The sequence below is a fragment of the Vibrio agarivorans genome, assembly GCF_030409635.1.
In the GTDB taxonomy this organism is placed as follows: domain Bacteria; phylum Pseudomonadota; class Gammaproteobacteria; order Enterobacterales; family Vibrionaceae; genus Vibrio; species Vibrio agarivorans.
The window spans coordinates 773529-790693 of record NZ_JAUFQF010000004.1; the positions used below are offsets into that span (position 1 = coordinate 773529).

Consider the following 17165-nt stretch of genomic DNA (forward strand, 5'->3'; position numbering starts at 1 on the left):
AAAGGAGCCGTTAGGCTCCTTTCTTGTATCGATTCAAATCTACAAACGCCACAGCAAAGCCTGATAATAAACCTGCTAAGTGCGCGGCATTCGCGATTGCTAGGAAGGGCTGAACATAACCCAGAGCCAACCAGACCAACATAAAGGCGAATATGGTTCGTGGCATATGAAGACCTAAATGAGGCGCTTTATTCGATAGTAGCCAAACATATCCCACTAACGCATAAACCACACCTGACAATCCACCAAAGTTGGCACCTTGCACCCAATATTGCGCAGCGCCAGACAGTGCAGCACTGATCAGAAAGAGTTTCAGTAGCGGCTTCCAGCCTAACTTCAGTTCAACATCACCGCCTAACTGCCACCACCATAAGGCATTGAAGGCGACATGCATGACCGAAAAATGAAGCAAAGCATGAGTGAACCAACGCCACAGTTGCCATTGTTGCTGTTCAAACGCTGGAAAATGGAATAGTGAAAAGATCGCCTGTCCCCACCCTACCTGCTGAAGAATAAAGACAATACCGCACACCAGCATCACCAGTAGTGTGAATGGTCCGGCTTTGGCTTTAAGCATAGAAAGCATGCTCGGGGTCGAATAACGAAACTGTGACTTGCGTGTTTCTGCAACTTCCCATGACGCGGCTTGATATCGCCGATGATGTGGGTCAGCCATAAACTGATGAAGCTCTTCTTCAACCCACATTTGTTGCGAGTCGTCTTTCAGCCATAAAGCAAAAACACCCTCGCCCTCTGGCATCATTGCTACGTCAACCTGCTTGGTTGCCATGTAATCAATAAATGCCTGTGCCAATCGTGGGTTGGGTAGTGTAATCAAACGAATCATATTAGCTCATTCTTTCTACGGGTAAAGCTGCACGCTGCCAAGCTTCAAAGCCACCATCAACACTATAAACCTGTTCAAAACCTTGATTCACTAAGTACTGTGCTGCACCTTGGCTACTCACTCCGTGATAACACATCACTAATATAGGTGTTTCAAAGTCTACGTCATTCATAAAAGACACTATCGTATCGTTTGTTAAATGGTAAGCATCAACAGCATGAGCAACGGCAAAAGATTGAGGGTCACGAATATCCACTAAGTGCGCCTCTTCTTGCTTCATCAAGGCTAATGCGGAAGTGACGTCAATGTGGGAAAACTGGTCCATGTTAAGGCTTTCTACTCTAATAAATCGTGACCACAGTTTAACACTATCCCAAGGCAAGCACAGAGTTTAGTCGATCTATCTTATCCACCAGCGTTGAAAATTTGAGCGTTTGTGGATAAATCTGTGGATTGCGTTGATAAAGTGTTTCTGTAGAAAATGATCCACAATATGTAGTGATGATCATGATCATACTGTGTTTAAGTCATTCGTTATTCACAAACCCAAAATATGTGTTCAAGCCAGATATGACCGAGTTCTTTACAATGATCAAATAATTAACCCACAAAGTTATACACAGGGGATGGTTGTTAATTCACTTCACACAACGATCGTGTGAATAACATACTGTGATCACTGTAATTACTTATCCCGTGTATTTGTGGATTAGCTGACAGTACAAAGTGCTCTATAAAAAAGAGAAGTTCGATAATAAGAAGGGATAGGCTGGCTATAAAAACAAAAACGCCAAGGCAAAAACCTTGGCGCTTAACAAGCGAGAGATATTGAAAGCTTGGCTTAGAATTCACCCACCGCCAGCTTCAACTTCTTCATCGCGTTCTTTTCTAGTTGACGAATACGCTCTGCAGAAACACCGTAGTTATCTGCTAAGTCTTGCAACGTCGATTTCTGGTCATCCAACCAACGAGAGCGAACAATATGTTGGCTACGCTCATCAAGGCTTGAAAGCGCTAGCATTAAGCGGTTGTTCGTATGAGACTCCCAGTTCTCCGCTTCTACATTTTCTGCAAGATCGGAAGACTTATCTTCTAGATAAAGTACTGGAGCCGTCGACACTGATGATGAGTCGTCGTCATCCACTGTTAGCTCAAAGGCAGCATCTTGCGCAGCAAGACGTGATTCCATTTCGCGTACTTCAGAAGGCTCAACACCTAACTCTCTCGCGACAGTCTCTACTTCACCATTATTGAACCAACCTAAACGCTTTTTCGATTTGCGTAGGTTGAAGAACAGTTTGCGTTGAGCTTTGGTTGTTGCGATCTTTACAATACGCCAGTTACGAAGCACATATTCATGGATTTCGGCTTTGATCCAGTGCACAGCGAAAGACACTAGTCGAACCCCAACTTCTGGGTTGAAGCGCTTAACCGCTTTCATCAAACCGATGTTACCTTCTTGCACTAAGTCAGCCATTGGAAGACCGTAGCCAGAGTATCCTCGTGCTACGTGAACGACGAATCGAAGGTGCGACAGGATCAGGCCTTTCGCCGCGTCGATCTCACCTTTGTAGTGCAATCGCTCAGCGAATTCACGCTCCTCATCAGCAGTCAGCATTGGGTAGCTGTTTACTGATTGGATGTAGCTGTCTAGGCTATCTTGCGTTACGACCGCCATTGGATATGCTGATTTGGTCATTCAATTCCTCATTACTATGTTAACTATGAAGATCTCGCCTTCATTAAAGGTGTTTAAAACATGCACTCTTTGAAAGCGATAGATCATTATGCACAAACTATCGCCTATTTCAAGCGGTGTTGCTTTATCCGTTACTGAGACCACATAAGCTTACACAGGTTCAATTTCATTAAGGTGACGCTGGGCCGATAATTTAGCTGCAAGACAGCCGATAAAGGTTCCGAGCATCAACAGCAGTAGTGATTCATCCCAGTTCAAGCCTAACAATCTGAATTGGCTATCATAAAGCGTGGCCAGATTTTCAACCGCACTATTGAAGATAACCGTAAGTAGTGCCGTGAAGATCCATGCAGTGATCGACCCTAACAAACCAAACCACATACCAGAATACAGATAAGGACGCAAAATAAATTGATCCGTTGCGCCGATCAATTTCATTGTTTGGATCTCTTCTTTGTTTGCTAGCACATTAAAGCGTAATGTATTACCGACAATCAGAAACACCGAGCTCAGCATAAGCACTGATAACACGGTAATGACACCATTCATCAAGGTTCGGATCGCACTCACACGACTCAACCAGTCTTCATCGATACGAATATCAGAAATACCGTCTATCGAACCCAATTGGTTCACAATGCTATTCACCGTAGCACTGTTATCAATACTAGGATTGATAACAAACACACCTGGCAGAGCATAGCCATCAAGTAACTCAATGGCATTATCAAAGCCCGTATGTCCGCTCAAGTCGGCCAACCCCTGTTGTGATGAAATATATTCAACGTTGTCCACCAGCGGCCAACTTTCTATTTCATCTTTCATTACCATCGCTCGCGCTTCTGGTAGCTGCTCTGTGAGAAAGACACTCACTTGCGATGTGGTCGCGACTTGATTCGTCACATAGGCGATGTTCTTACCCATAAGATATAAGCAAGCAGGCAGTGCCAAAGCCATCGAGATCACTGCAAGAGTAAGGATATTGCCAAGAGGTCGATGCCAAAGCGCACCCAATGAGCTTTTAGCTTGCTTGAAGTGAGCTTTGAAAAAGCCATCCGTCTTTGGCCGTGCTGCCTTTGGTCGCTTTGAGCGGCTATTGACGGCACTTTTCTTGCGCATATTAAGAGCCATGGTCATGTACCTCACTCAAGAAGCCTTGGTTTAGTTCAAGGTGACGATATTGAGGTCGTGAGTTCACTAAACTAATGTCGTGAGTAGCTATTAATATCGTCACCCCAGCTCGGTTAAACTCTTCAAACAACTTTAATACTCGACTAGAAAGCTCGGGATCTAAGTTACCCGTCGGCTCATCCGCAAGCAGCAAGGTCGGTCGATTCACCACGGCTCGAGCAATACCAACACGCTGCTGCTCACCACCCGATAATTGGCTTGGTAAACAACGCACTTTATCAAGTAGACCTATCTTATCGAGTGCAGCAGAAACACGACGTTTAATCTCTTCTTCTGAATACGACTCGATACGCATCGGCAAGGCAACATTGTCAAAGACACTGCGATCCATCAACAAACGATGCTCTTGGAAGACAATACCGATATTTCGACGCAAGAACGGAATATCGCGCGCCGGTATTTGAGAAATATCGTGGCCGTTAAACCACACCTTGCCATCAGAAGGGCGCTCAATGGCACAGATCAGCTTCAAAAGCGTACTTTTACCTGCACCTGAATGCCCGCCTAAAAACGCCATTTCACCTTTATGAAGGTGGAAATCTACCTTTTGAAGCGCTTGACGCCCACCACGATAAGCTTTGCTTACTTGCTGGAATTTAATCACCGACTATCCCTCGATCCTTGTTGGCAAAACTGCCGTTACTCGTCGCGGCTAAATAAAGCGTCTATAAACTCTTGAGTTTCAAATGGACGTAAATCGTCAATTCCTTCACCGACACCAATGTAACGGATAGGAATTTGGAATTGATCAGCAAGTGCGAAGATCACGCCACCTTTCGCCGTTCCATCAAGCTTAGTTAATGTAATACCGGTTAGTGGTGCTACTTCGGAAAATAGTTTAGCTTGGCTGATGGCGTTTTGGCCTGTCGCAGCGTCTAGAGTCAACATGATTTCATGCGGAGCACTGCCATCAATTTTTTGCATGACACGGACAATTTTGCGCAGCTCTTCCATCAAGTTGCTCTTATTCTGCAAACGACCCGCGGTATCAGCGATAACAACATCAACACCTCGTGCTTTTGCCGCTTCAATCGCATCGTAGATCACAGAAGCACTATCGGCACCCGTATGCTGAGCAATGACCGGAACATCATTACGCTGCCCCCATACTTGCAACTGCTCAACCGCCGCAGCTCGGAAGGTATCACCCGCGGCAAGCATCACCTTCTTGCCTTGCGCTTGGAACTGCTTAGCGAGCTTGCCAATCGTCGTAGTTTTACCAACACCGTTTACACCTACCATTAAGATAACGTAAGGCGTTTTCGTCGTATCTATCTCTAGTGGTTTTTCTACTGTAGAGAGAATTTCAGCCATCTCTTCTTTAAGCAGACCATACAAGGCTTCACCATCTTTTAAGTCTTGACGAGAGGCTTTTTCGGTAAGGTTATCGATGATCTTTAATGTCGTATCCATACCAACATCTGCAATCAGAAGTTGCTCTTCAAGCTCTTCAAATAGGTCATCATCTATCTCTTTGCCTTTGAAAAGACCAAAGAAGCCAGCACCGATATTAGCTTTGGTGCGCGCTAAACTGCGTTTTAGGCGAGCAAAGAAGCTTTCCGTCGGCTTCTGCTGTACTTCTTCTTGAATCACTTCAGGAGCTGCAACTTCAGGCTCCTCGACTGCTTCTGCTTCTGCTTCTGCTTCTGCTTCTGCTTCTGCTTCTGCTTCTGCTTCTGCTTCTTCAGTGTCAGTTGGAGTCGTATCTTGTGCAACATTCTCTTCTGTTGGCTCACTGCTCTCTGCTGCAGTCTCTTCTACAGGCGTCTCTGGTTTCGCTTGCTCTTCGTCACCAAAGCCTAACCAAGAAAGTAATCCGCGCTTTTTCTTCTCTGCCATTTTAAGGAATATCCTAGATTTAAATCTTAAACTTTATCGACCATGCGAGAAATAACTCGATAGCGAGGTTTGCTTTTCTGCATGCTTGATCAATCAAACTGGGTAATTGATTCAACCCACCCCACTTTACGTTATCAAAGACTTTATGAAGACCGTTTGAAATCGTGGAGGGTCGTATCACTAAAAACTATTTACAGGTACACTTTAGTGTACAAATCTTAAGTACAGCTCAATATGAACAAAGCTTGAGCGACTGAATATAGTATCACTTAATTAGCGGTCAAAAAATCTATGGTAAGACGACGCCAGCAAAATTCATCACAAAAACAAGCTTCTCTTGGCTCGATTCGCATTATTAGCGGGTTATGGCGAGGAAGAAAACTGCCCGTACACGACGCCGAGGGTCTCAGACCAACAACCGATCGCGTAAAAGAGACCGTATTTAACTGGCTCGCGCAGGATGTGCCAAAGTCTCGTTGTCTCGATGTCTTTGCTGGCTCTGGAGGGCTTGGTTTTGAAGCCGCTTCTCGCCAAGCAGAAAAAGTGACAATGCTAGAGCTCAACAATAAGGCTTTCCAGCAGTTAAAAAGCAATGTTGCGACGCTAAAAGCGAGTAATATTGACGCGGTACAAACCGATGCACTGGCTTACCTGAAGCAGCCGGGGTCAGCGTATGACGTTGTCTTTATCGACCCACCGTTTCATCAAGGCTTAGTCGATGAGTGTATTCAGCTACTCGAGCAAAATGGCTGGTTGAGCGATAACGCAATGATCTATCTCGAAACAGAGAGAGAGCTCGATGTATCTAGCGTACCAACAACGTGGTCACTGCACAGAGAAAAGCAGGCTGGCCAAGTGGCATTTCGCCTATATGAGAGAGAGGTAAACTAAAATGACGTGGCTCATTCTGTTAGCAAAGGGACTATTTCTTGCGGTTTGGGGTGTCTTGTTTAGTAACTTTTTTACTTCATACCCACACGAAGTCACTATCGTACTGTTTGTTATTCTTGGGTTCATGATATTGATGCATACGATGCAGGCGGCAATCTTTATAACAGCGCTGCGCAAGCGCGTGCCCTTAACCCTAGGCGACAAACTATCGCTACTTGTCTTTGGTGTATTCGGATTGCTGGGTATCAAATACAAATACGCCGACCAGATGAGTGATACCTCATCATAGTCGGCGCTCTAGTGTGTAGGGCGAACTTCGGCGTTTTAGCCTAGGTAACCCTTCACACCATCTAAGAACATCTGCGTTGAGATCATAACCAACAACAAGCCCATCAATCGTTCAATCGCCTTCAAGCCGCGCTCTCCGAGCAGTTTATGGAACAAGCCATAGAACATCAGAATGAAGAAGGTCGCTCCCCAAGCTAACAGTACCGCAATAGATAACTCGGTGAGTTTATCTGGGTGCTGACTCGACAGTAGTAGAAGTGCTGCAATAACAGATGGCCCTGCAATCATCGGTATCGCCAGAGGCACGATAAAAGGCTCTTCGCCTGCCGCTAGGCCAGTAATACTACCTGCACTCGGGAAAATCATCTTAATCGCGATTATGAACAGAATAATACCGCCCGATATACTCAACGTCTCTGGCTGAACTTGAAGAAAGTTCATGATGCTTCGACCTGCAAACAGGAATAGCATCAAAATTGCGAGCGCGAATAATAGCTCGCGCACCAACACCATGCGTTGTCGCTTTTTGTCGATGTGCTTGAGAATAGAAAGAACGATCGGTAGGTTACCCAGAGGGTCCATGATCAGAAACAGCATCGTCGCTGCCGCCAATATATCCATCAGGCAGAGTCCTCAATAATTAGTGGTGGCTACACACGTTTACTTCATTAATTTGTAGTCGACCTTCAACCTCAATGACTTTGTCGCGAGCAAAGAAAAACGCAAGCAACTCATCGAGAGAAAAGCCATTCAACTTACAAGTACGAAAAACAGCGTCTTGACCGAACTCTTGAGCGATCGTTTGTTGAAGCGCTTCACGAGACATCGGTTGTTCGCGAAGCAAGTTTAGGATTTTGTGAGCGTGAATTTCTTGAGACATGAGGTCCTCCTAATTTGCCGCACATATTACCTGAAAGGCTGGCATGAACCTACACTCCCACATGCAATTCCTCCAAACTCAGAAGCAGACGACATAGATAGGCGGTCAACAGCCCTTAAACTAGTTTAAGACAGAAGCGACAATAAGCGCGTTGGCCATTAGGAATAGTGACGACACTAAACGATGATCTTGCCAAATCGATGCCTTTTGGCTGCGCAACGAGAGCAGTGTGACGGTAATGGGCATTAACAAGCAGCCTAAGAACCCCAGTAGATCGGCACAATTAGGCGAAACCCGCCATACCTCACCCGCAGCACAGGCAAGTTGCACCGCTACAAAGCCCGTTATCGCAGTGGGAAACAAGGTGCTATCAATGCGTGGTAGCAACAATAAAAACGAAACAATAGCGATCGCAAATAATAAGGCTGGCAACCACAGCAGAATAGGGCCTTCAACTTGAAACCAAAAAGCACTGCTATAGAAAAGTTGAGATACGATGAACGCGAGATAGCTCAGCTTTAAGCGACGTCGGACAAAAAAAGCAATATCGGCAACAGCACCAAAGATTAAACCCGCAGAAATGGCAAAAAGCAGCAAACTGGGTAACGACTCTACCGTCACTGCTGCAAACAACAAACAGGCAAATGCCAAAGCTTTAAACAGTGCCGCTTGAACTGGCTTGCGTCCCAAAGCGGCTTCACTGCCCAAAAATCCCGACAAAGCAACCGTAGACCAAAACCACATAATAACCACCTAGAATAACCTAAGAACGCCAGTGTATGACCTCTACCCTTGAAGTCTAGCCAACAACCTCAAAACTTGGATCTCTGTGGGCTAAAGACAAAACACTCACATTTTTAAAGCTTTAGCGTTTATTTTTAAAAACCCACACCATAAATACACGACACTTGTGTTCACCGCATGAGAAAACATTGAAAAACACGGTTAACTACAGTAGAAATAGAATATAAATATCTATAATTTTCATAAACATAAAAACATAAACTTGAAAGCAAACGTTTGCCCTCCTTTGGCATGATACCTCCAGCTACTATCTATCACTAAAGAAAAAGAAGGCAGATGAAACAGGCTCCGATTATGGCTCCTTTACAATATGGAGGCTTATTTCCTCCTATCAATGATGATTTATGGCATTAATAAACTGATAGTAACATTAGCAGCCAAATGTATAAGAACAAAAATAAAGCAGAAGAAAACAGACTCATAAAACCATAATATTCATAAAGTTACACTCAATACCCCAGTAATTTAACATTACACAAACCTAAAATAACCATGTCAAAACCCTAACAAACAACCTCTATTGTCTCGATAAAGTTGTTTTTTTATGGATTTGAAGATCTAATTTGCACTTAAGTCAAAAAAATACTATTATCTGTTCATCACAAGAATTTAGGAGCAGTGTTAAGATGACTTCATCTCAAAAGCAAGGGTTGGTAATGATTGCAGTGGTATTCGGTCTGATGACGCTGCCAATGATGTACTAATCTCATCACAATAAAAAAAGGGGACGCTAAGCGTCCCATTTTTTCTATCTATCTCATTGTATTTAGTGCTATAAAAATCGCTCTAGCGTATCCCAGTGAATGTAGTACACCACCATCGCCATCATAGTAATCAATACCATTAGCCACATAGCAGCTCGCCAGATAAAACGATTACTGCGTGGTGTTAACTCTTCTTCACACACATCGCAGGCACTGAAGAAGTCATCGACTTCATCAAAAACAAAGTCTTCTTCATGAACGACTTTATTCCTTATTGTTGCCACAAAACGTAAGCGGCCGACAACATCATGGGGGAGGCGCTCTTCACAGCTAGTGATCAGCTGGTGCAGACCTCGCCCCTCTGCGTGATATTGTACTCTTAGTAATTTCTCTAATCGTCGAGTACGGACAACCACTTTTTCAATATCAGACATAGTGACCTCCCTACCTCTCATGTCCTTTACCCTAATTCTTTATCAGCTATTGGGATAATTCGAGTCTTTTTGTTCATATCTGTGTGCTATACCAAGGAACTGGGCATGGAACACGCTACATCTTTACATGTTTCAATAAGATATGCGTCACGAAATGTATGCTAGGCTCTGCTTTTCAAAGTAGTGAAGAGTAAGATTAATTGAGCACACATATGGAGATTACCGATGCTTTCGCCTCTTTTTGCTACAGTGGGTCTACTAGCTATATTGGCTGGCGGGTTGTGTTGGCACATCTATGCCAAACACAACCGAGGTCTCAATGCCCCAGAGCAGACTGTCAATGTGACAATATTGGATAAACAGAGTATTGATGTCGAGATTGCGGCGCATCAGCAAGTGGGTCAAGATACCCAAGAGTATTGGATCTATGTACAAAAAGGCCATTTTGGGCCTAAGCGAGAGTTTCAAGTCGCCATGCATTATTACCAGGCTTTGACCCCCGGCGATAAGGGGGCCTTAACCTATCGTGGCGACCAGTTTGTTCATTTTGCCTTGCAGCGCTAAGGCAACATCCATCGTGTCCACTTAGATTGCGCGAAACACCAACTTAAACCGAGCGCACCAGCACCACTAATCAAAATCCAAACAGGGATAACCCAAGCAGGATGTCCCTGATACCAACCAAACTCTTTCATTGGCCATAAAAATATCGGGTGCAGTATGTAAATGCCTAAACTGTACTGACTGATCAGACTAACAACTTTTTGCCTGCCTGCCGATAACCCCTCGCCAAAGTAACGACATAACATAAAGATCATCGATGCGGCCAATATGACATTAAGCGTTTTGTATGAGAACCAACGGCCAACAGAGTATTCGCCATTAATTAAGCTCAACTGTACCACCATAGTCACAGTCAATACCCAAGCGATGATGCCGAGCAGCGTAGAGAGTGCCACCGCTGATTTTTGTAGTGGGACCTTTTTGAACAATAGATAACCCAAAGGTAAATAGCCACTGAACAACCACAACTCATTACTCCAGAGACCATCAATACGCAGTAAAAACAGTAAGCTTGTCACGAGCCAAATCGACACATAGGCATAAAGCACTGATTCACCATAGTGCCTCAACGCCCATTGAAAAAATGGAATGACGAAATAGAGCGGAATAAAGTAATAAAAGAAACCCAAATGATAGTAGGTTGCATGATGTAGACTTTCGCCAAGTACCTCGGTTGCTACTTGGCTGTCAAAACCTTGAGCACTCCAACCCGAAAAGTAGGCATAGAATAACGACCACAAGATAAAGGGGATAAGCACCTTTCCTAGGCGGCGTTTAACGTAATATTTACCATCGAAAGGCCGAGTATCACTGAGCATTAATGCCCCTGAAATCAACATAAAGACCGGTACAGCCCAGCGGCTAATGCCGTTGACAGTGATCGCCGTCAGCCACTGATCAAATGGTATGGTATGAAGCTCATGTCGATAAGGTGCTAATACGTGTATTGCAATCACAGCAACTGCCGCAACACAGCGCATTAAATCGAAACATAGAACCCGTTCTCTCATGGATATCCCTTTGCCTTAGAATTGTTCATATGTCATTGACTATAGCAATAAAAAAGCTGACCAAGCTATGCTTTGGTCAGCTTTATGTCTAAGACAGGTTAGCCTTACCCTCTATGCGGTAGCAACCGGGCGAACCTTAGGGAGTTTGATTGAAATCAGTGCAGTAAGTATCAAAAATGCAAACGAGACCCAAAGACAGGCGGCAAGGCCAGCGATTTGGAATACCCAGCCAGACAATACCGTTCCGATTAAGCGCCCCATTGCATTAGCCATGTAATAAAAGCCAACATCCAATGACACACCATCTCCTTTTGCGTAACTCACAATCAAATACGAGTGCAATGATGAGTTGACGGCAAAAATAGCGCCAAACAATAACAGACCAAACACAATTACAAACTGAGGGTTCCATTCATATTGAACACCCAGAGCAATCAAGCCTGTCACCACAGCTAGCAAAATCGCCCAAAATAGCGCAGCGCCGCCATTGGGTACTTTACCGTCGGATTTACCAGTAATTCGTGGGGCAATACCTTGTACAAACCCATACGCAATGACCCAAAGCGCTAAGAAGCCACCAACCCATAGGTGATCCCAGCCAAAAACACTGCCTAGATAAATAGGCAAGGCCACCACAAACCAAACGTCTCTTGCACCGAACAGGAACATGCGAGCAGCAGAAAGGATATTGATCGATTCAGACTTTGAAAAGATTTGGCTGAACTTAGGTTTTGACTTTGCTTTGCCTAAATCACTTTCTAAGAAAATCAGGCTGCAGATCAGCACTAGAGTCAGTACCGCTGCCATCATTGTAACTGCGACTTGGAAGCCGAAAGCCATCAATAGGGCGCCACCTAAGAAAAAGCCAGCGCCTTTTAGTGCATTTTTAGAACCCGTAAGAATCGCAACCCACTTATATAGAGAGCCTTGCTGCTCATCGGGTACTAATGTCTTAATAGAACTCTTGGCACTCATCTTATTAAGGTCTTTGGCGATTCCCGATAAGGCTTGAGCTGCCATAACCCAAGGAATTGTTAACCAAGCACTTGGTACGGCCAACATAGCCAAGGCAAAGATTTGCATACCTAAACCAATATTCATGGTTTTATTTAGGCCAAGTCTAGCACCTAGCCAGCCACCAATCAGGTTGGTAACGACACCAAAAAACTCATAAAAAAGGAAAAGAGAGGCTATTGCTAAAGAGCTGTAACCCAAGTCATGGAAGTACAGCACCACCAGCATGCGTAATGCACCATCTGTGAGTGTAAAATTCCAATAGTTAAAGGTTACGAGGATGTATTGACGAATACTTTTATCGAGTTGAGCAATCATAATCAACGACCGAATAGGGATAAGAGAGCTTTTGGATCATGGTAACCCAAAAGCTCATACTAGGATTTTAGTTAGCTACTGATTGAATGTAGTCAACTTGTACAGGCTTAGTAAATGCACCTGGGCGAAGCGCTTGAACTTCAGAAATGATTTTATCTAGAGGCCAGTTCTTCTCTAGAAGCAGGTGAGCCGCGAATAGGCCAGTACGACCCGAACCACCCATGCAGTGCATCGCTACTTTGCCACCATTATCAACAATAGAGTGCAAAGCAGGGCTTGCTGCCTGCCATTTAGCTGCGAATTCTGCACCTGGCGCGCAGTCATCTTCAATCTCAATTTGGAACCACTGCATACCAAGTGCTTGCGCTTTCTCACCAAGAGCCGAAACATCTTTGCTTGCAAGTTCACCATCATCAAGAGCGGTCACAATAGCTTCAACACCCTGCTCTTTCAGTTGAGCAAGTGATGCATCTAGGTCTGAGTCTTTTGTGCCTGGGCAAGGTGTCAGTACGAGTGCACCCGTTTCTAAATCAAGTTGCCATGTTGGATGTGTCATTGTTCTTCTCCTAATACCAAGCGTTATGCTAGACCAACTTTACGTACTAGCTCAGCTGTACGTGTTGCGTAACCCATTTCGTTGTCGTACCAAGCGTAGATTTTAACCATGCGGCCGCCAACAACCATTGTTGATAGTGCGTCTACAATGGTAGAGCGCTGATCACCTTTGTAATCGATAGATACTAGCGGACGAGCTTCAAAACCTAGAATGCCTTTCAGTTCACCTTCAGAGGCTTCTTTCAGCAGTGCATTCACTTCTTCCGCAGTAGTATCACGGCTTACATCAAAGATGATGTCTGTTAGAGATGCGTTCGCTAAAGGAACACGTACAGCGTGGCCATTAATCTTACCTTCAAGCTCTGGGAAGATTTCTACAATCGCTTTCGCAGAACCCGTTGTGGTCGGAATCAAGCTCATACCACATGCACGTGCACGACGCAGATCTTTATGCGGTGCATCAAGAATCGTTTGAGTATTGGTTAGATCGTGAATAGTCGTAAATGAAGACTGCTCAATACCCAATTTTTCGTGGATAACTTTTACAACTGGTGCAATACAGTTTGTTGTACAAGATGCAGCGGTAACAATTTTGTGGATTGCAGGGTCAAAGATCTCGTCGTTCACACCAACAACAATATTAGCGATACCGTCTTCTTTCACTGGAGCAGAAACCACAACACGCTTCACGCCTTGCTCTAGATACTTATTCAAGAACTGAGTTTTACGATGAACACCTGTCGCTTCAATCACAACATCACAACCAGACCAATCGATAGCATCGATATCACGCTCTTGCGTTGTTTTGATGCGTTGGCCATTGATGATCATCTCATCACCTTCAGCGGCCACTTCATGGTGCCAACGACCTTGAACTGAATCGAACTCAAGCAGGTGTGCTAGCGTCGCAGTATCACCTGCCACATCATTAATTAGAACAAACTCTAGCTCTTCCCAGTCAAATGCTGCACGCAGTGCTAGACGACCGATACGACCAAAACCATTAATTCCGACTTTAATTGTCATAACTCATTCTCTCTTTAGAGTTCAATTAATCACAGCAAGCAGCACGATTCATGCGCTGCAATCGTTGTAAATCATCTTGATACTGCGTCTTCAAACAGTTAGAAGCCGCGATATCATCAATTACTTTTTTAGCCCACCCCGGCAAATCATTTGCCAAGTGGTAATAAACCCATTGCCCACGACGCTCATCACGAACCAAGCCTTGCGCCCGGAGTTGAGCAAGGTGTCGTGAGACTTTTGGCTGGCTCTCTTGAATCGCTTCAGTTAATTCACCAACACAAATTCCGCCTTCACGGGCGATTAACAGGAGACTGCGCACGCGCGTCTCATCTGAGAGTAATTTGAAAAACTGATGTGGTAACATAATTTAAATTCACATATGCGGATAGGCATATATAAACACATCCTATTGCTTGTGGCAAGTTCATAAAAGATCACGTCACAAAAGTTTCATCTAGAGAATCGCTGGGGAAAAGCGAAAGCGTGGAGGTAAGGCGCTATGAGATTTGTGATACCTCGTGGCTCCATACTTGAGCCTGCATACACTCATCAACAAGTAAGTCGTAGTCGAGATCAAGCTGCTGACAGACTTGCTTAACAACCGACCATTCACCTCGCTCAAAGCTCTCTTCGGCTTGTAACAACAACCCATAAGGCCCTGTGCGAGAAATCAAAGCATCCTTGATCGACTCATCAACAGGGAGATCATCAACGATCGTTTCTATTGAGACATCAAGTAGAGAATCTAGCATCGAAAACAGACCAATCATAAACGCTCTCTCACGGTGCTGCGTGAAAGGGTTAATACGAGACATTTGCTGACAAAACTGTGCTCGCTGAAGTGAAAGGATATAAAGCTCTCGTGGCTTTTTACCACTCACATAGGAAGCAAGTGCCAGCGACAAGAACATCTTTAAACGCTCTTGGCCCAAATAAACCAGCGCTTGACAGAAAGAAGATATTTGCACTGATACGCGATCAGACATCGTATTAACAAACTTGAGTAACTTAAACGACAGCGTGACATCTTGGGTCACTATCGACTCTAGCTTGGCAAAATCCACCTCGTGCTGACAGATCTCTTGGAATAACTGCATCGCAATGAGATATTCAGCACTTCTGGCTTGCTAAAAAAATAACCTTGGAAAAAGCTAAAACCGGCCTCTTTGGCTTGATGAAACTCTTCAATTGATTCCACTTTTTCTGCCAAAAATAGTTTTCTAGTCCCCTGCTCTTTCATCTCTTTAACCATCTGACAAGCCCCTTCCAATCCCATTTGGACTAGATCGACTTTAATAATTCTGACAAACGGTAAAAACCGAGACCACTCTGGTGTATAAACAAAATCATCCAGAGCGATCAAATACCCAGCTTGATGCAGTGCCTTGAGTGCTAACAACAGCTCATCTGTCGGAGGGCAGGTCTCTAATACTTCGACAACTATTTTGTCTTTTGGCAGAGTCAAAGGTAATTGTCGAATTAAGGATTCATAGGGAAAGTTAATAAAACAACGCGATTGGCTAATCGATGGGTTGGTACCAAAGGAGAGAAAGTTTTCTGCAATTAAGCGATAAGTGGCTCGATTGGATTCAATATGGGCAGGAAAAGCGTTGTTCTCTCCATCACGAAACAACAGCTCATACCCTAAGGTATGACGCTTGGCATTAAAAATAGGTTGTCGTGCGATATAAGTGCTTGGCATGGCTGATAAAATCCATTCTATCCTGCAAAAGAGAACCAACGTCTAAATAGGTAAAGCAAAGTAACAAATGACTTTAATAATGGAAAGTAGTTTGATGCAAAACTACGACTGTTTCACTGTTTCGTGCAATATACATATGAAAAATATGTAAAAAATAATTAATTGATAACAAAAATAGTATTGGTGAAATTAAAATTTCACTTAACTTAAGGCACAATAAAAACAATATACTTAAACTATCGTACTATTTTTATTATTTAGTCTTATCAAGGACCTTTATGCTTTCGCACTCTCCTTACACGTTTTCTATTGAACCAAACTTTGACTACGCTATTACTCACGAGATCTTAGATGTATGGCAGCAACGTCAAGAGGGAGAGTTCCTGACTGAAGATGGAAAGCGCCTAGCCTGGTGCAAACTGACCGACCCACAACACACCAAAGCTGTTGTCTTGGTGAATGGCCGAGTAGAGTCTTACCTCAAGTATCAAGAACTGTTCTACGACTTGTTTCAGAATGGCTATGACGTTTACTCATTCGATCATCGTGGTCAAGGGCTATCTGACAGGCTGGTTGAGAATCTCGATATTGGCTATGTCGACAGCTTCGATGACTATATCCTCGATCTACACAATCTTGTTAAGCACTTTAACCTCGGCGATTATCAAGCCCGCTATCTGCTGGCGCATTCGATGGGGGGAGCGATCACTACACGCTACTTGCAAGAGTATCAACCCGATCAGTTCAACGCAGCGGCATTAACGGCTCCCATGATGGGTATTGCGATGCCTAACTATCTCGCTCCTATTGCCAAGCCGCTCAGCTACTTGATGACTCGACTATCCAACGAACCACAGTATGCCCCCGGCCATAAAGCCTACTACGCTAAACCCTTTGCTGATAACCCGCTCTCACAAAGTACCACTCGATACCACTGGTTTCGAGATCTGTATGAGGCGCAACCTAAGCTCAAACTTGGCGGACCAAGCACCCATTGGGTCTGGCAAAGCCTAACTGCGATACAAGATATCTTTGCTGATACTGTCGACATTAATTCGCCACTGCTTCTCCTGCAAGCTAGTGAAGACAAGATTGTCTCGAACTCAGCTCAGATTCGTTTTATGCGCAAGTTGGCGTGCACGAGAAAAGACTGCGCACTAAAGATTGTTTATGGTGCGCAACATGAGCTGCTGTTTGAACAAGACACGCATCGCCTAGAGACTCTCAATACGATCTTGCAGTTCTTTGACAGTCACTCAAGCTAGCCTTTCAAAAGGGGGAAATCTCTTACTTAATATTTACCCTCTTTCTTTTCCTCTTTTTCACCTAGAATAATGATCAGTTTCTACGGCGTGTCTTATTACGCATTCGACACACCTTTTGAGCCTTTGCTCATTTT

The 17165-nt window shown here is 44.2% G+C and carries 19 protein-coding genes and 1 pseudogene; 4 read left to right on the forward strand and 16 right to left on the reverse strand.

Annotated features, from left to right (window positions below):
- Positions 1 to 10: 10 nt before the first annotated feature.
- The 6 genes from glpG to ftsY all read right to left on the reverse strand — a co-directional run bounded on the left by glpG (position 11) and on the right by ftsY (position 5576).
- Positions 11 to 847 carry a rhomboid family intramembrane serine protease GlpG gene (glpG, locus tag QWZ05_RS12040; protein ID WP_264878264.1) on the reverse strand — a complete coding sequence of 279 codons (837 nt, stop codon included), beginning with the start codon at positions 845 to 847 and terminating at the stop codon, positions 11 to 13.
- Position 848: 1 nt separating this feature from the next.
- The gene (glpE, locus tag QWZ05_RS12045; RefSeq protein WP_264878263.1) at positions 849 to 1172 is read right to left on the reverse strand and encodes a thiosulfate sulfurtransferase GlpE; all 324 of its coding nucleotides are present in this window, start codon (positions 1170 to 1172) and stop codon (positions 849 to 851) included.
- A gap of 516 nt (positions 1173 to 1688) precedes the next feature.
- Positions 1689 to 2546, reverse strand: coding sequence for an RNA polymerase sigma factor RpoH (gene rpoH, locus QWZ05_RS12050; RefSeq protein WP_290298604.1), 858 nt, complete (start codon positions 2544 to 2546; stop codon positions 1689 to 1691).
- Positions 2547 to 2696: 150 nt separating this feature from the next.
- Positions 2697 to 3677, reverse strand: coding sequence for a permease-like cell division protein FtsX (gene ftsX, locus QWZ05_RS12055; RefSeq protein WP_390216419.1), 981 nt, complete (start codon positions 3675 to 3677; stop codon positions 2697 to 2699).
- On the reverse strand, positions 3667 to 4341 hold the full coding sequence (ftsE, locus tag QWZ05_RS12060) for a cell division ATP-binding protein FtsE (RefSeq protein WP_290298606.1): 675 nt from the start codon (positions 4339 to 4341) through the stop codon (positions 3667 to 3669). Before ftsE ends, ftsX begins: the two co-directional genes overlap by 11 nt.
- Before the next feature lie 35 nt (positions 4342 to 4376).
- The gene (gene ftsY, locus QWZ05_RS12065; RefSeq protein ID WP_290298608.1) at positions 4377 to 5576 is read right to left on the reverse strand and encodes a signal recognition particle-docking protein FtsY; all 1200 of its coding nucleotides are present in this window, start codon (positions 5574 to 5576) and stop codon (positions 4377 to 4379) included.
- Positions 5577 to 5867: 291 nt separating this feature from the next.
- Between ftsY and rsmD the strand changes: the two genes are divergently transcribed.
- Together rsmD and QWZ05_RS12075 are read left to right on the forward strand one after the other, a co-directional pair.
- On the forward strand, positions 5868 to 6467 hold the full coding sequence (gene rsmD, locus QWZ05_RS12070) for a 16S rRNA (guanine(966)-N(2))-methyltransferase RsmD (RefSeq protein WP_264878259.1): 600 nt from the start codon (positions 5868 to 5870) through the stop codon (positions 6465 to 6467).
- Between the two features lies 1 nt (position 6468).
- Positions 6469 to 6756 (forward strand): DUF1145 domain-containing protein, encoded by a 288-nt coding sequence (locus tag QWZ05_RS12075; protein ID WP_264878258.1) that lies wholly within the window; start codon positions 6469 to 6471, stop codon positions 6754 to 6756.
- Between the two features lie 35 nt (positions 6757 to 6791).
- Here QWZ05_RS12075 and QWZ05_RS12080 read toward each other — a convergent pair whose 3' ends face one another.
- The 4 genes from QWZ05_RS12080 to QWZ05_RS12095 form a co-directional block, all read right to left on the reverse strand.
- A complete protein-coding gene (locus tag QWZ05_RS12080) occupies positions 6792 to 7376 on the reverse strand; it encodes a YhgN family NAAT transporter (protein ID WP_264878257.1) in 585 nt (194 codons plus the stop codon).
- Positions 7377 to 7395: 19 nt separating this feature from the next.
- Positions 7396 to 7635: a YecH family metal-binding protein gene (locus QWZ05_RS12085; protein ID WP_264878256.1), complete on the reverse strand. Its 240-nt coding sequence runs from the start codon at positions 7633 to 7635 to the stop codon at positions 7396 to 7398.
- Positions 7636 to 7755: 120 nt separating this feature from the next.
- Positions 7756 to 8379, reverse strand: coding sequence for a lysoplasmalogenase family protein (locus tag QWZ05_RS12090; protein ID WP_290298611.1), 624 nt, complete (start codon positions 8377 to 8379; stop codon positions 7756 to 7758).
- Between the two features lie 832 nt (positions 8380 to 9211).
- Positions 9212 to 9577, reverse strand: a complete 366-nt coding sequence (locus QWZ05_RS12095; protein ID WP_289962310.1) for a DUF4145 domain-containing protein — start codon at positions 9575 to 9577, stop codon at positions 9212 to 9214.
- A gap of 225 nt (positions 9578 to 9802) precedes the next feature.
- Between QWZ05_RS12095 and QWZ05_RS12100 the strand changes: the two genes are divergently transcribed.
- Positions 9803 to 10141 (forward strand): DUF2500 domain-containing protein, encoded by a 339-nt coding sequence (locus QWZ05_RS12100; RefSeq protein WP_290298613.1) that lies wholly within the window; start codon positions 9803 to 9805, stop codon positions 10139 to 10141.
- Here the strand turns inward: QWZ05_RS12100 and QWZ05_RS12105 are convergent.
- From QWZ05_RS12105 to QWZ05_RS12130, 6 genes and pseudogenes are all read right to left on the reverse strand, one after another.
- Positions 10138 to 11151 carry an acyltransferase gene (locus tag QWZ05_RS12105; RefSeq protein WP_290298614.1) on the reverse strand — a complete coding sequence of 338 codons (1014 nt, stop codon included), beginning with the start codon at positions 11149 to 11151 and terminating at the stop codon, positions 10138 to 10140. The genes QWZ05_RS12100 and QWZ05_RS12105 overlap by 4 nt on opposite strands.
- A 111-nt stretch (positions 11152 to 11262) precedes the next feature.
- The gene (gene arsJ / locus QWZ05_RS12110) at positions 11263 to 12483 is read right to left on the reverse strand and encodes an organoarsenical effux MFS transporter ArsJ (RefSeq protein WP_290298616.1); all 1221 of its coding nucleotides are present in this window, start codon (positions 12481 to 12483) and stop codon (positions 11263 to 11265) included.
- Between the two features lie 67 nt (positions 12484 to 12550).
- Positions 12551 to 13039 carry a cyclin-dependent kinase inhibitor 3 family protein gene (locus QWZ05_RS12115; protein WP_264878250.1) on the reverse strand — a complete coding sequence of 163 codons (489 nt, stop codon included), beginning with the start codon at positions 13037 to 13039 and terminating at the stop codon, positions 12551 to 12553.
- A 23-nt stretch (positions 13040 to 13062) separates the two neighbouring features.
- The gene (locus tag QWZ05_RS12120; RefSeq protein WP_264878249.1) at positions 13063 to 14064 is read right to left on the reverse strand and encodes an ArsJ-associated glyceraldehyde-3-phosphate dehydrogenase; all 1002 of its coding nucleotides are present in this window, start codon (positions 14062 to 14064) and stop codon (positions 13063 to 13065) included.
- A 25-nt stretch (positions 14065 to 14089) separates the two neighbouring features.
- Entirely contained in the window at positions 14090 to 14428 is a 339-nt protein-coding gene (locus QWZ05_RS12125; RefSeq protein WP_264878248.1) for a metalloregulator ArsR/SmtB family transcription factor, read from the reverse strand.
- 133 nt (positions 14429 to 14561) lie between these two features.
- Positions 14562 to 15766, reverse strand: a pseudogene (locus QWZ05_RS12130) (EAL and HDOD domain-containing protein).
- Between the two features lie 278 nt (positions 15767 to 16044).
- Here QWZ05_RS12130 and QWZ05_RS12135 point away from each other — a divergent pair.
- A complete protein-coding gene (locus QWZ05_RS12135) occupies positions 16045 to 17031 on the forward strand; it encodes an alpha/beta fold hydrolase (protein ID WP_264878246.1) in 987 nt (328 codons plus the stop codon).
- Positions 17032 to 17165 lie beyond the last annotated feature (134 nt).

Bases quoted from the DNA above. Each gene is read 5' to 3' on its own strand.
- glpE (WP_264878263.1), bottom strand. From the start codon at position 1,172: ATGGACCAGTTTTCCCACATTGACGTCACTTCCGCATTAGCCTTGATG.
- ftsX (WP_390216419.1), bottom strand. From the start codon at position 3,677: ATGGCTCTTAATATGCGCAAGAAAAGTGCCGTCAATAGCCGCTCAAAG.
- QWZ05_RS12115 (WP_264878250.1), bottom strand. From the start codon at position 13,039: ATGACACATCCAACATGGCAACTTGATTTAGAAACGGGTGCACTCGTA.
- QWZ05_RS12075 (WP_264878258.1), top strand. From the start codon at position 6,469: ATGACGTGGCTCATTCTGTTAGCAAAGGGACTATTTCTTGCGGTTTGG.
- ftsY (WP_290298608.1), bottom strand. From the start codon at position 5,576: ATGGCAGAGAAGAAAAAGCGCGGATTACTTTCTTGGTTAGGCTTTGGT.
- QWZ05_RS12105 (WP_290298614.1), bottom strand. From the start codon at position 11,151: ATGAGAGAACGGGTTCTATGTTTCGATTTAATGCGCTGTGTTGCGGCA.
- QWZ05_RS12080 (WP_264878257.1), bottom strand. From the start codon at position 7,376: ATGGATATATTGGCGGCAGCGACGATGCTGTTTCTGATCATGGACCCT.
- QWZ05_RS12100 (WP_290298613.1), top strand. From the start codon at position 9,803: ATGCTTTCGCCTCTTTTTGCTACAGTGGGTCTACTAGCTATATTGGCT.
- QWZ05_RS12120 (WP_264878249.1), bottom strand. From the start codon at position 14,064: ATGACAATTAAAGTCGGAATTAATGGTTTTGGTCGTATCGGTCGTCTA.
- QWZ05_RS12085 (WP_264878256.1), bottom strand. From the start codon at position 7,635: ATGTCTCAAGAAATTCACGCTCACAAAATCCTAAACTTGCTTCGCGAA.
- arsJ (WP_290298616.1), bottom strand. From the start codon at position 12,483: ATGATTGCTCAACTCGATAAAAGTATTCGTCAATACATCCTCGTAACC.
- QWZ05_RS12125 (WP_264878248.1), bottom strand. From the start codon at position 14,428: ATGTTACCACATCAGTTTTTCAAATTACTCTCAGATGAGACGCGCGTG.
- rpoH (WP_290298604.1), bottom strand. From the start codon at position 2,546: ATGACCAAATCAGCATATCCAATGGCGGTCGTAACGCAAGATAGCCTA.
- QWZ05_RS12090 (WP_290298611.1), bottom strand. From the start codon at position 8,379: ATGTGGTTTTGGTCTACGGTTGCTTTGTCGGGATTTTTGGGCAGTGAA.
- rsmD (WP_264878259.1), top strand. From the start codon at position 5,868: ATGGTAAGACGACGCCAGCAAAATTCATCACAAAAACAAGCTTCTCTT.
- QWZ05_RS12095 (WP_289962310.1), bottom strand. From the start codon at position 9,577: ATGTCTGATATTGAAAAAGTGGTTGTCCGTACTCGACGATTAGAGAAA.
- QWZ05_RS12135 (WP_264878246.1), top strand. From the start codon at position 16,045: ATGCTTTCGCACTCTCCTTACACGTTTTCTATTGAACCAAACTTTGAC.
- glpG (WP_264878264.1), bottom strand. From the start codon at position 847: ATGATTCGTTTGATTACACTACCCAACCCACGATTGGCACAGGCATTT.